Source organism: Microbacterium sp. NPDC058269 (genome assembly GCF_042881445.1).
Taxonomy (GTDB): domain Bacteria; phylum Actinomycetota; class Actinomycetes; order Actinomycetales; family Microbacteriaceae; genus Microbacterium.
This window is the reverse complement of the sequence record NZ_JBHVXT010000002.1, coordinates 233065-244501: the sequence shown is the minus strand read 5'-3', so window position 1 is coordinate 244501 and position 11437 is coordinate 233065. Positions and strand designations below refer to the sequence as shown.

The 11437-nt window shown below is 68.9% G+C and carries 11 protein-coding genes; 8 read left to right on the top strand and 3 right to left on the bottom strand.

Annotation, left to right across the window (positions count from 1 at the left end):
* The 3 genes from ACFVWL_RS09420 to ACFVWL_RS09410 are packed head-to-tail and all read left to right on the top strand — an operon-like array spanning position 1 to position 2947.
* A complete protein-coding gene (locus tag ACFVWL_RS09420; protein ID WP_387181545.1) occupies positions 1-1107 on the top strand; it encodes a hemin ABC transporter substrate-binding protein in 1107 nt (368 codons plus the stop codon).
* On the top strand, positions 1104-2177 hold the full coding sequence (locus ACFVWL_RS09415; RefSeq protein ID WP_387181543.1) for a FecCD family ABC transporter permease: 1074 nt from the start codon (positions 1104-1106) through the stop codon (positions 2175-2177). The genes ACFVWL_RS09420 and ACFVWL_RS09415 overlap by 4 nt, the downstream gene beginning before the upstream one ends.
* Positions 2174-2947 (top strand): heme ABC transporter ATP-binding protein, encoded by a 774-nt coding sequence (locus tag ACFVWL_RS09410; RefSeq protein WP_387181542.1) that lies wholly within the window; start codon positions 2174-2176, stop codon positions 2945-2947. Before ACFVWL_RS09415 ends, ACFVWL_RS09410 begins: the two co-directional genes overlap by 4 nt.
* A 79-nt stretch (positions 2948-3026) precedes the next feature.
* Here the strand turns inward: ACFVWL_RS09410 and ACFVWL_RS09405 are convergent, their stop codons facing one another.
* Positions 3027-4118, bottom strand: coding sequence for an alcohol dehydrogenase catalytic domain-containing protein (locus ACFVWL_RS09405; protein WP_387181540.1), 1092 nt, complete (start codon positions 4116-4118; stop codon positions 3027-3029).
* Positions 4115-5650 (bottom strand): APC family permease, encoded by a 1536-nt coding sequence (locus ACFVWL_RS09400; RefSeq protein WP_387181537.1) that lies wholly within the window; start codon positions 5648-5650, stop codon positions 4115-4117. Before ACFVWL_RS09400 ends, ACFVWL_RS09405 begins: the two co-directional genes overlap by 4 nt.
* A 274-nt stretch (positions 5651-5924) precedes the next feature.
* On the opposite strand from ACFVWL_RS09400, the gene ACFVWL_RS09395 reads away from it, so the two are divergent.
* A complete protein-coding gene (locus tag ACFVWL_RS09395) occupies positions 5925-6851 on the top strand; it encodes an Lrp/AsnC family transcriptional regulator (protein WP_387181536.1) in 927 nt (308 codons plus the stop codon).
* Positions 6852-6896: 45 nt separating this feature from the next.
* On the opposite strand, the gene ACFVWL_RS09390 is transcribed toward ACFVWL_RS09395, so the two are convergent.
* Entirely contained in the window at positions 6897-7265 is a 369-nt protein-coding gene (locus tag ACFVWL_RS09390) for a sterol carrier family protein (RefSeq protein ID WP_387181534.1), read from the bottom strand.
* 49 nt (positions 7266-7314) lie between these two features.
* Between ACFVWL_RS09390 and ACFVWL_RS09385 the strand changes: the two genes are divergently transcribed.
* From ACFVWL_RS09385 to ACFVWL_RS09370, 4 genes are all read left to right on the top strand, one after another.
* Entirely contained in the window at positions 7315-7989 is a 675-nt protein-coding gene (locus ACFVWL_RS09385; RefSeq protein ID WP_387181532.1) for an NUDIX hydrolase, read from the top strand.
* A gap of 175 nt (positions 7990-8164) precedes the next feature.
* Positions 8165-9442, top strand: coding sequence for a phosphoribosylamine--glycine ligase (gene purD, locus ACFVWL_RS09380; protein ID WP_387181530.1), 1278 nt, complete (start codon positions 8165-8167; stop codon positions 9440-9442).
* Positions 9443-9555: 113 nt separating this feature from the next.
* Positions 9556-10026: a winged helix-turn-helix transcriptional regulator gene (locus ACFVWL_RS09375; protein ID WP_387181527.1), complete on the top strand. Its 471-nt coding sequence runs from the start codon at positions 9556-9558 to the stop codon at positions 10024-10026.
* On the top strand, positions 10023-11324 hold the full coding sequence (locus ACFVWL_RS09370) for an MFS transporter (RefSeq protein WP_387181525.1): 1302 nt from the start codon (positions 10023-10025) through the stop codon (positions 11322-11324). Before ACFVWL_RS09375 ends, ACFVWL_RS09370 begins: the two co-directional genes overlap by 4 nt.
* The last annotated feature ends 113 nt before the right edge of the window (positions 11325-11437 follow it).

The following is an 11437-nucleotide window of genomic DNA, read 5'->3' as shown; positions in this document are numbered from 1 at the left end:
ATGCGTCGCTTCTCCGCCCTCCTCTTCGTCGCCGCTCTTGCCATCGGGCTCACCGCGTGCGCAGAGCCAGGAGCCACAGCCGCACCGGCCGCCGCTGAAGACGACAACTGCCCGCAGGCCTCCGTCCCCCTTGCCTCGCTCGACCTGATCGACGACGTGCGCGGCCACACCGGCCCGTCCACCGCCTGCCTGTCGAGCCATGCGATCGAGCCGATCGACGACGACAGCGCCCCGAAGCTGCCCGTGACGGTGACCGACAGCGAAGGGCACGAGGTCGAGATCACCGACATCGACCGCATCCTCCCGATCGACATCTCCGGCACGATCGCGTCGACCGTGTTCGCGCTCGGTCTCGGCGATCAGGTCGTCGGGCGCGACGCCTCCACCGTCTTCGCCGGTACCGAAGACCTCCCGGTCGTCACCAAGACCGGTCACACTCTCAACGCCGAGGCCATCCTCGAGCTCGCTCCGACCGTGGTCCTCACCGACACCACGATCGGCCCGAAAGAGGTGCGTCAGCAGCTGCGCGATGCCGGCATCGCGGTCGTCGTGATCTCCAGCGACCGACGCCTCGACACCACGGACGAGCTGGTGACCGAGATCGCCACCGCCCTCGGCGTGCCCAGCCGTGGCGACGCACTCATCGCACGGCTCGACGCCTCGGTCGACGAGACGCTCGCCGAGATCGCCGAGGTGGTACCCCCCGCCGAGTCGGACCGAGCGCGAATGCTGTTCCTCTACGTGCGCGGCAGCGCGAATGTGTACTACATCTTCGGCGAGGATTCCGGGGCCGATTCCCTGATCGACGCGGTCGGCGGGGTCGACGTCGCGGCCGAGATCGGCTGGGAGGGGATGAAGCCGATGACCGCCGAGGCCCTTGTCGCCGCGCAGCCGGACGTGTTGGTGATGATGACCGACGGGCTCGAATCGGTCGGCGGCATCGATGGTCTCATCGAGCGGATCCCCGCCGTGGCCGAGACCCCTGCCGGAGCGAACCGACGGGTGATCGACATGGCCGACAGCGAGATCCTCAGCTTCGGCCCGCGCACCGCCGACGTGATCGGCGCGCTGGCCCGCGCCCTGTACGCCCCCGAGCCCGCGAAGTGACCGGGAAGGTCGTCACCCCGACGCCGACCAGGCACCGGGGCCTGCGCTTCGCCCTGGTGACGGTCATCCTGATCGTCGCGCTCGCGATCACGTGCGTGGTGTCGATCACGAGCGGGCAGTACGACCTCTCCCCCACCTCGCTGGTCGGCGTGCTGCTGCGCGGCATCGGCATCGACACCGCCTGGGCACCCTCGGCGTCCACCGACTACGGCGTGATCTTCAACCTGCGGATGCCGCGCATCGTGCTCGGACTCCTCGTCGGCGCCGCCCTCGCGGTCTCGGGCGTGCTCATGCAGGCCATCTTCGGCAACCCGCTCGCAGACGCCGGGGTGGTCGGAGTCTCCTCGGGCGCAGCGCTCGGTGCAGCCGCGAGCATCACGTTCGGACTCGCGACCTTCGGGATGTGGACCACACCCGCCTTCGCTTTCCTCGGCGGCCTGGTCGCGGTGTTCTCGGTGTACCTCATCAGTCGCTCGGGCGGCCGCACCGAGGTGGTGACTCTTCTCCTCACCGGCATCGCGATCAATGCGATCGCCGGCGCCGGCATGGCCTTCTTCACCTTCCTCGGCACCACATCGACTCGCGAGCAGATCGTGTTCTGGCAGCTGGGTTCGCTCAACGGCGCGCTGTGGTCGAACATCCAGTTGGTGGCGCCCCTCGTGTTGATCGGCGTGGTCGTCTCCCTGATCGTCGCGCCTAGCCTCGACCTCTTCGCCCTGGGCGAGCGCACCGCACGACACCTCGGCGTCAACGTCGAGCTGCTGCGGATCGTGGTCATCGTCACGGTCGCGCTGCTGGTGTGCGCGGCGGTCGCGTTCGCGGGGATCATCGGGTTCGCCGGGCTCGTCGTGCCGCACCTGATGCGCATGATGATCGGTCCCGCCCACCTGCCCCTCGTGATCGCCTCGGCGCTCGGCGGCGCGCTGCTCATCGCCGTCGCCGACCTCGTCGCACGCACCGCCGTTCCGCTCGCCGACCTGCCGATCGGGATGATCACCTCGCTCGTGGGCGGCCCGTTCTTCCTGTGGCTGCTCGTGCGCACACGCCGTCGTTCGGGAGGATGGGCATGACCGTGCGGCTCCGCGGCGCAGGGCTCACCGTGCGCGTCGGCGAAGGGCGCACGATCCTCGACGATGCCTCCATCGAGATCCACGAGGGAGAGATCCACGCCCTGGTCGGGCCCAACGGAGCGGGCAAGTCCACCCTGTTCGGGGTGCTCTCCGGCGACGTCGCCGCGCAGGCAGGAAAAGTCGAGCTCGACGGCCGGCCGATCGACCGAGTGAAGCCGCGCACTCTCGCCCAGCAGCGGGCCGTGCTGCTGCAAGAGAACACGGTCACGTTCCCGTTCAGCGCAGAGCAGGTCGTGCGCATGGGGCGGACTCCCTGGGCACGTACCCCGGCGGCCGATGACGACGACGAGCGGGTGTCAGCGGCGATGGCCCAGACCGAGGTGACCGCACTCCAGGCCCGCGCGGTCCCATCCCTTTCCGGCGGCGAGCGCGCCAGGGTCGCCCTCGCCCGCGTGATCGCGCAGAGCACCGCCATCCTGCTGCTCGACGAGCCGACCGCGGCGCTCGACCTCAAGCATCATGAAGACGTCATGCGGCTGATCCGCGGGCGTGCGGATGCCGGCGTCGCGGTGGCCATCGTGCTGCACGACCTCAATGCCGCCCTCGCACACGCCGACCGCGTCACGTTGCTCGCCGATGGCCGGGTGGCAGCGACGGGTACCGCGGCGGAGGTGCTGACGGCCGAGCGGATCGAGCAGGTCTACGGCCAGGCGGTCGACGTGTTCCCACACCCGGCGACGGGGGTTCCGTTGGTGGTCGCCCGGCGCTGAGACGAGCACCCCTCTGGTGGCGGAGGCTACGTCCGCACTCCCGCCCCTATACGAGGGAGGATCGCTTTTCGGAGGCCGACTACGGCACGAGGATTCCGCGTAGGCCGACTCCGGCGCGGAGTTCGTCGAACGCAACTCGAGCCTCGGTGAGCGGACGCTTCGTACCGACGAGCTCGTCCAGCGGCAGACGCCCGTCGAGGAAGAGACGCGCGAGGCGCGGAATGTCGACGGCGCCGACGCTAGAGCCGTAGTTGCATCCCAGCAGGCGCTTACCCTGGTCGGCGAGGTCGAACGCGTCTATCTGCACCTTGGCACCGACAGGCGGCATGCCGACCACCACGGCCGCACCGCCCGAACGAACCATGGCAGGGAGCTGCTCGATCAGACCGGGTCGTCCGACCGCCTCGAAGGCGTAGTCCGCACCGCCGAGGTGCTCCTGGCACCAGGCGGGGACGTCGACCGACGCTCCATCGAGTGTTGCGGTCGCACCGAATCGCGCGGCAGCCGCGCGTCGCTCCGCGGACAGGTCCACCGCAACGATCGTTCCCGCTCCGGCGAGCCGCAGCCCCATGATGATCGCGAGCCCGACGCCACCGCAACCGACCACCACTGCCGTGTCTCCTGGCCGAACGCCGGCCGTGTTCACGGCAGCGCCGACACCGGTCGTGACGGCGCAGCCGAGTAGAGCACCGACGTCGAACGGCAGTTCCTGCGGAACCCGGATCGCGGCCGTTCGCGGCACGACCACGTTCTTCGTGAACGCACCTAAGCCCAGGAACGGCCACACCGGCTCGCCATCCATGTCGAAGGCGGTGCCCCCGTCCGGCAGCACGTTCTCGACCGCGCGAGTGCCGGTGCACAGCCAAGCTCGGCCCGCAGCACAGCGCTCGCAGCGTCCGCAAGGAGCGAACCAGGAGAGGACCACGTGATCGCCCGGGATCAGGTCGACGCCCTCCCCGACTGTCGTCACGACTCCGGCAGCCTCGTGGCCGAGCACGAGAGGACGATCCTCGGGCCAGTCGCCGTTCAGGATGTGGAGGTCGGAGTGGCAGACGCCGGCCGCGCGAATCTCGACGGACACCTCACCCGCACGCGGCGCACGGACCGCGACCTCGCGGATGCGCATGCCGGATCCCGGCTCGAAGACGACTGTGGGCGTCGTGGGGGTCATCGTTCGGTCTCCTTCTGTGTGTGGGCATGTCGCTGCTCCGGGGCGGTCGCGCCCCGGACATCGAGGTGTGGCTTGCGGACCGCGAGATACCCGAGTTCGATCACGATGAGCGCACTGAACACGAGGACCACCGCCCACACCTGCACCCAGGTGCCCTCCACTGGCGCAAGTTCGGTCCTCGGCCACGCGACGTTGATGACTTCGAAGGCGAGCCACACCACCGCGAGGATGTTGATGATCAGTCCGAAGCGACCAGGGGAGAAGGACCCCTGGCGCGGATCCCAGCGTCCGCTCAGGCGGGCCCACAGGGCGACGACTGCGACGATCAGGAAGACGATGTAGAAGCCGCCCGAGCCGAAAGAGATCAATGTGGCAGCCGCGTTGCCGTTCAGACCCAGCAGGAGTCCGAGTGCCGCCAGAACGGCGGTGGTGACAAGCGCGACATACGGGATCCCCTTCGTGCCGGTGCGGGACAGGAGCGGGGAGAACGGGATCTGACTGTCACGCGCGAAGCTGAACACCATGCGGCCGATGTAGGTCTGGATCGAGACGGCACAGGCGAAGAATGCGATGAGGACGACGACGACGAACGGCTTCTCACTCCAGTCGCCGAACGCCTCGGTGATGGAAGCCAGCACAGGGTCGCCGACTTCACCGGTCACCGCGCGGGCAGGATCGCTCAGCGAGAGCGTCACCGCCGTGCCGCTCAACAGCACGGTGATGCCGACGAAGAGGAAGGAGAGCAGCATTGCCCTGGGCACCGTGCGACGCGGCTGGTGCGCCTCCTCGGCGACCTGCGTCGTCGCATCGAAGCCGAGGAACGCCCAGCCTGCCACCGCGAGACACGTCAGAATCCCTGTGAGCGTCGAGCCACCGGAGTTCTCCTCCGCCCCCAAGGTCTGAAGAAGCGTCCCCACGTCGTTGTGCATGAAGAAGGCGAGCAGCAGGACGCTGACCACGATCGAGGCGACTCCCTCCGCGATGATCCCGGCGCTCAGGAAATACTTGACCGGGTTCACGCCGAGCAGATTGATACCGAGAGCGACCACGAGGAAGATCGCCCCGTAAAGCACGAGCCCGCCAGAGCCGTCGGACGAGTCGCCGACGAGCGCCTTCATCCAGATCCCGCCGAGGTAGGCGACCGTCGAGAGCGACGCGATAGCCGCTGCGAGATAGATCCAGCCGGTCATCCAGCCGAGCTTCGGGCCCGCGAGGCGACGGACCCACTGGTAGACGCCACCCGTCATCGGAAACTGGGACGAGAGCTGCGCGTAGACGATCGCCACCAGCAACTGGCCGATGAACGCGATCAGCACGGCCCAGATCCAGACCGGGCCCGTGAAAAGGAACCCGAGCTGGATGACGGCATAGATCCCGACGACCGGCGAGATCGTCGCGAAGCCGAGGGCGAAGACCGCCCAAGGCGAGAGGGCGCGCTTCAGCTCCTGCTTGTAGCCGTATTCTGCGAGCTCGTTCTCATCGCGGTCCAGATCCGCCGCCTGCCCGGATGATCGAGAGGAGTGAGTGGACATGTCGGAGTGCCTTTCGTCATTGAGAGAGCGGTGGGATCGTCATCGATCGACTGACCGGAACCGGCAGGTCGGCATGCTGCCGAGCAGCCAATCCTTCTCGTCGGATCGCGGACCTGCTCCGTCAGGGACGACAGTAGAGCGGGTTCCGCAAGAACTGAAGCGAAAACCGAGTCTGATTCGAGGTGAAATGTAAATTCGTCGCAACTCGTTGCAGAATGAGACGTCTATCGCGATCTGGGGCACTTTCGGCTCGTGAATCGCTCCCCGCCAATCGATGAATCTGGAGACCGAGATGGAGCACCGGGATCCGCTGACCCCGCAGGTACTCGCCGCACTTCGCGAGGATGGACGGGCGAGCTATACCCGAATCGCTCAGTCACTCGGTGTGACGCGGCGACGCGTCACGCAGATCGTCGAACACGCCGTCGAGCGCCACGAGGTGGTGTTCACGGTATCCGTGAGCCCGGATCTGCTGGCACTGCAGCGCTTCGCGTACACACAGCTCCGACTCGACGGGCCGGTTTCTCCGGTGCGCGACGCGCTCATAGCGATGCCCGAAACCACGTTCGTCGCTGACATCAGCGGCGAAGCACCGATCGATGCCGAGATCCGCGTGGGTGCCGACCCGCACCTGCGACGCACCCTCGACCGCATCCGCTGCCTCCCGGGAGTACGCGACCTGCAGACGCACCTCTACGAGAGCATCGAGATCAACCTCTACTCTCCTCTCCGCACCGGTCGCACGGCATTCCGCCTCGACGCCGTCGATCGCGCAATCGTGCGTCGACTCCAGATCGATGGCCGCGCGTCCTTCCTAGAGCTCGGAGAAGCAGCCGGCATCTCCCCCAGCGGCGCCCGGCTGCGCCTGCATCGGCTCGTCCATCATGACGCCGTCAAGGTCGTCGGTATCCCGGTGCGGCACCACAGCCCGGATGTCCTCACCCTCGGCGTCGGCATTCGAGTCCGAGGCGAGGTGGCCACCGCACTGGAGCATGTACGCAGCCTCTCGCCGGAATTCCTCGCGGTCACGATCGGCGAGTACGAGCTCATCGCTACCCTCACAGCCGAGTCCGTCGACGGGCTCCTGCAGCTCTCCGACCGGCTGAGGGCCAGTCCACAGATCGCAGGGATGCGAACGTGGACCAACCTTCGGACCGTCAAAGAGGAGTACGGCAGAGGCGACCGTCTCGCCGACGAATGAAGGCGGACGGCATCGATTGCCGGTACCGGACGGGCAGGAGCGGCGTCACGGTCGTACCGGCAGGACGTCGCTGAGATCGGCGCGGGTACCGGAGGCGTGGATACGGCCGGATGCCGCGGCATCCGCCCATCGCTCCGTGCCGGTGGACACGGCGATCCAGGTCGCGGCATCCATCTCGACGACGTTGGGCGGGGTGCCTCGGGTATGACGCGGGCCCTGGATGACCTGCACCGCACCGAAGGGAGGCACCCGCACCTCCACGCTGTTGCCCGGTGCCTTCTCGTCGAGCAGCTGCAGCAGGTAGCGCACGGCGGTGGCGAGGTCGGTGCGCTGCGGCTTCGTGCCCGCTGCTTCCGCGGAACGGACCGCATCGAGCGCCGAGCGCCCGTCCACGATGTCGATCTTCCTGGCCATGGCTCCAGACTACGACCGACCACGCACGGCGAGTCCTATGCTCGGACGCATGAGCATGCATCCCCAGGGCGCCCGCGCCGAGCTGCTCGCGGCGATCGCCGACCATTCATGGGGTGTCCGCATCCCCCCGCTCGCCGACCCGGAGAGCGCCCACGACGCAGCCGTGCTCATCCTGTTCGGCGTGCTCGATCACGTCCCCGCCCCCACGACCGATGCGGCCGTCGCCCGCGACCTCGACGTGCTGCTGCAGCGACGCGCCCCCACCCTCTCCTCTCACCCCGGGCAGGTCTCGTTCCCTGGCGGCAGGGCGGAGCCGGAAGACGCCGATCTCGTCGCCACGGCCCTGCGTGAAGCCGAGGAGGAGACCGGACTCGACCCCCGTGGTGTCGAGGTCCTGGCCACGCTCCCGGTGATCCCGCTCGCCGCGAGCAATCATCTGGTCACCCCGGTACTGGCGTGGTGGCAGTCGCCGTCGCGGGTCGTGGCGGTCGATCATGCGGAGACGGTCGAGGTGTTCCGCGTTCCCGTCGCGCAGCTGCTCGACCCCGAGACGCGGTTCACCTCGACGATCACCCGCATGGGGCACACGTTCCGCGGCCCGGCATTCGACGTCGACGGGACGATCGTCTGGGGCTTCACCGCGATGGTGCTCGATGCCCTCTTCGATGCGGCCGGCTGGACCGTGCAGTGGGATGCCTCCGTCGAACGGACCGTCGACCTCTGAGCCGCGCCGACCCGTTCGCACGCGACGTGCGCACGCTGACTGGTGCACAGCTCAGGAGGAACGTGTCCCGATCCGGCCGAGGCGCCGCCAGCGAGCGCCGGTCCGGCACGTTCTCCTGAGTTGTGTACGCCCGCCGGACCGAAATCCGGAGCGTCACCCTCGGTAGTCTGGACGGGTGAAGATTCTCGTCCTCGGTTCCGGTGCCCGTGAGCACGCGATCATCCTCGCCCTGCGAGCCGAGCAGACGGAGCACGAGATCTTCGTCGCCCCAGGCAACGCCGGCATCGCGCGGGATGCCACCCCCGTCTCGGTCGATCCGCTCGACGGCGGGGCGGTCACCGCGTTCGCCCACGAGCACGCGATCGACCTGGTCGTCGTCGGCCCGGAAGCGCCGCTCGTCGCCGGAGTCGCCGATGCCCTGCGCGTGCGCGGCATCCCCGTGTTCGGACCCGGGAAGGCTGCAGCACAGCTGGAGGGCTCGAAGTCGTTCGCGAAGCGGGTCATGGATGCCGCCGGCGTACCCACCGGTCGCGCCGTCCGCGCCGCCACCGCCGCCGACGTGGAGAGTGCGTTCGACGACCTCGGCGCCCCGTACGTGGTCAAGGCCGACGGGCTGGCTGCGGGCAAGGGTGTCATCGTCACGTCCGACCGCGCGGAGGCGCTCGCGCACGCCGAGCAGTACCTCCCCGCCGGCCCGGTGCTGATCGAGGAGTTCCTCTCCGGCCCCGAGGTCTCCCTGTTCTTCCTGAGCGACGGCGACACCGTGCGTGCGCTCAGCCCTGCCCAGGACTTCAAGCGCGCGCTCGACGGTGACGCCGGACCCAACACGGGTGGCATGGGCGCCTACTCCCCGCTGCCGTGGCTCGCAGAGCAGTTCGGCAGCGAGCAGGCCTTCGTCGAAGAGGTCACCCGTGACGTGGCGCTTCCCGTGGTGCGCCAGCTCGATGCCGAGGGCACGCCGTTCATCGGACTGCTCTATGCGGGCCTGATCCTGACCCCGGCGGGTGTGCGCGTGATCGAGTTCAACGCACGCTTCGGCGACCCCGAGACGCAGATCGTGCTGCCGCGACTGGTCACCCCGCTCTCGCAGCTGCTGTTCGCCGCGGCATCCGGCACCCTCGAAGACCAGCCGGAGCCCGTGTTCAGCGATGACGTCGCGATCACGGTCGTGCTGGCCAGCGAGGGATACCCGGAAGCGCCGCAGACCGGCCGTCCGATCGAGGGCCTCGACGATGCCGCAGCCATCGAGGGCGTCCGCATCGTGCATGCCGCGACCGCGAGCCCCGATGCGCCCGGCGGATCGCTCATCGCGACGGGTGGCCGCGTGCTGAACGTGGTGGCCGTCGCCTCCGACTTCCGCACCGCGCGTGACCGCGCCTACGAGGCCATCGCCCGCATCCGCCTCGACGGCTCCCAGTACCGCACCGACATCGCCGCCCGCGTCGCCGAGTAGCCCCGCCGCCCGGCTCGTCCGGGTGAACGGAAAACCGTCGAACGCGGAGAGGAATCCTGCCAACGTGCGGGTTCGCGATTGACATCGACAGCTTTCTTCAAGAAAGTGGGCGGATGCCACTCCGCTCCGACTGGTCATCCGCGACCTGCCCGATCGCCCGCTCCGCCGACGTGCTGGCCGACCCCTGGGTGCTGCTCATCCTGCGTGAGCTCTTCTCCGGCCGCACCCGCTTCGACCAGCTGCGCGATGCCACCGGTGCCGCCGACTCGGTGCTGTCCCGGCGGTTGACCGCGATGACCGAAGCCGATCTCGTCGAGCGCGAAGACTCCGACGAGGCCCGCAGCGGGTACCGGTTGACGGAGGCCGGGCGTGAGACCCTTCCGATCCTGCATGCTTTCGCTCGCTTCGCCCGCATCACCGACCCCGAGGGACCCTGGGGACTGACGGTGAGGTGCGGCGAGGTCTCGGAGTCGGCCGACTGGTGCGCGACCTGTGCTGCACCGCTCGATGCCGACAGCACCCGCTGGGCACGACGCAGCATGGGCGGGGAGCCTTTCGCTCTCATCGCCGGACACACGGCATGACCGCCGAGTCGCTCGACGGGCCGATCGAGGAACCGCTGGGCGCGCGACAGCGCCGCTTCCACCCCGCGTGGACGGTCGCCGTCGTCGCCCTCATCGCCCTCATCGGTGCGGCCGGCTTCCGCGCAGCCCCCGGGGTGCTCATGGTGCCGCTCGAAGAGGAGTTCGGCTGGAGCACGGCCGAGCTGTCCCTCGCGGTCTCGATCAACCTCCTCCTCTACGGACTCATCGCCCCGTTCGCCGCGGCCTTGATGCAGCGCTTCGGCATCCGCGCGGTGACGGTGGTCGCCCTCTTCGTGATCGGGGCGGGCGCGGCGCTGAGCGTGTTCGTCGCGACTCCCGGTCAGCTCATCCTGACCTGGGGTGTCCTGATCGGACTCGGTACCGGATCGATGGCGCTGGTCTTCGCCGCAACCATCACCGATACGTGGTTCGCCGCGAGGCGCGGACTCGTCTCGGGCGTGCTCACGGCCGGCAGCGCCACCGGGCAGCTCATCTTCCTCCCGGTGATCGCGGCAGCGGCCGAAGACGTCGGATGGCGCGGAGCATCGCTCATCATCGCCGGCGGGGCGCTCGCCGTCATGCCCCTGGTCTGGATCTTCCTCCGCAACCGTCCGAGCGACCTCGGCGTCGCCCGCTACGGGGAGACCGCGCCCGCCGTGGCTCCGACACCCGTTCCTCGTGGCACGGCTTGGGGAGCTGCGAAGCTCGCGCTGACCACGCTGCGGGAGGCCGCGCGCACGAAGACGTTCTGGGCGCTGGCGATCGGATTCGCGATCTGCGGTGCGACGACCAACGGACTCATCGGCACGCACTTCATCCCGAGCGCGCACGACCACGGGATGGCGACCACCACGGCCGCCGGGCTCCTCGCCGTCGTCGGGATCTTCGACATCGTCGGCACCGTGTTCTCAGGCTGGCTGACCGACCGCGTGAACCCGCGCATCCTCCTCGCCGCGTACTACGCGCTGCGCGGCGTGAGCCTGCTGTTCCTGCCGAGCCTGCTCTCGGCCGAGGTGCAGCCGAGCATCATCGTGTTCATCGTGATCTACGGGCTCGACTGGGTTGCAACCGTGCCGCCGACGATCGCCCTGTGTCGCGAGGTCTTCGGCGACAAGGGCCCGCTCGTGTTCGGCTGGGTGTTCGCAGCGCACCAGATCGGCGCCGGCATCGCCTCGATTCTCGCCGGGATCGTGCGTGACCACACCGGCCAGTACACGTTCGCGTGGTTCGCGGCCGCGGGCCTCTGCGCCGTCGCCGCGCTGGTCAGCGCCAGCATCCGCCGCCACCCCGCCACCTGACCCTCGTTCGAATCGCGGGTAATTGGGGGGGGCCGGGGGGGGGGGGGGCGCGTTGGGGGGTTGTATAGGGGGGGGGGGGTGGGGTGGAGACCAGGGGGGGGGGGTGAATGAGA

Bases quoted from the DNA above. Each gene is read 5' to 3' on its own strand.
- ACFVWL_RS09385 (WP_387181532.1), top strand. From the start codon at position 7,315: ATGAGCATGCATCCCCAGGGCGCCCGCGCCGAGCTGCTCGCGGCGATC.
- ACFVWL_RS09410 (WP_387181542.1), top strand. From the start codon at position 2,174: ATGACCGTGCGGCTCCGCGGCGCAGGGCTCACCGTGCGCGTCGGCGAA.
- ACFVWL_RS09405 (WP_387181540.1), bottom strand. From the start codon at position 4,118: ATGACCCCCACGACGCCCACAGTCGTCTTCGAGCCGGGATCCGGCATG.
- ACFVWL_RS09390 (WP_387181534.1), bottom strand. From the start codon at position 7,265: ATGGCCAGGAAGATCGACATCGTGGACGGGCGCTCGGCGCTCGATGCG.
- ACFVWL_RS09420 (WP_387181545.1), top strand. From the start codon at position 1: ATGCGTCGCTTCTCCGCCCTCCTCTTCGTCGCCGCTCTTGCCATCGGG.
- ACFVWL_RS09370 (WP_387181525.1), top strand. From the start codon at position 10,023: ATGACCGCCGAGTCGCTCGACGGGCCGATCGAGGAACCGCTGGGCGCG.
- ACFVWL_RS09395 (WP_387181536.1), top strand. From the start codon at position 5,925: ATGAATCTGGAGACCGAGATGGAGCACCGGGATCCGCTGACCCCGCAG.
- ACFVWL_RS09375 (WP_387181527.1), top strand. From the start codon at position 9,556: ATGCCACTCCGCTCCGACTGGTCATCCGCGACCTGCCCGATCGCCCGC.
- ACFVWL_RS09400 (WP_387181537.1), bottom strand. From the start codon at position 5,650: ATGTCCACTCACTCCTCTCGATCATCCGGGCAGGCGGCGGATCTGGAC.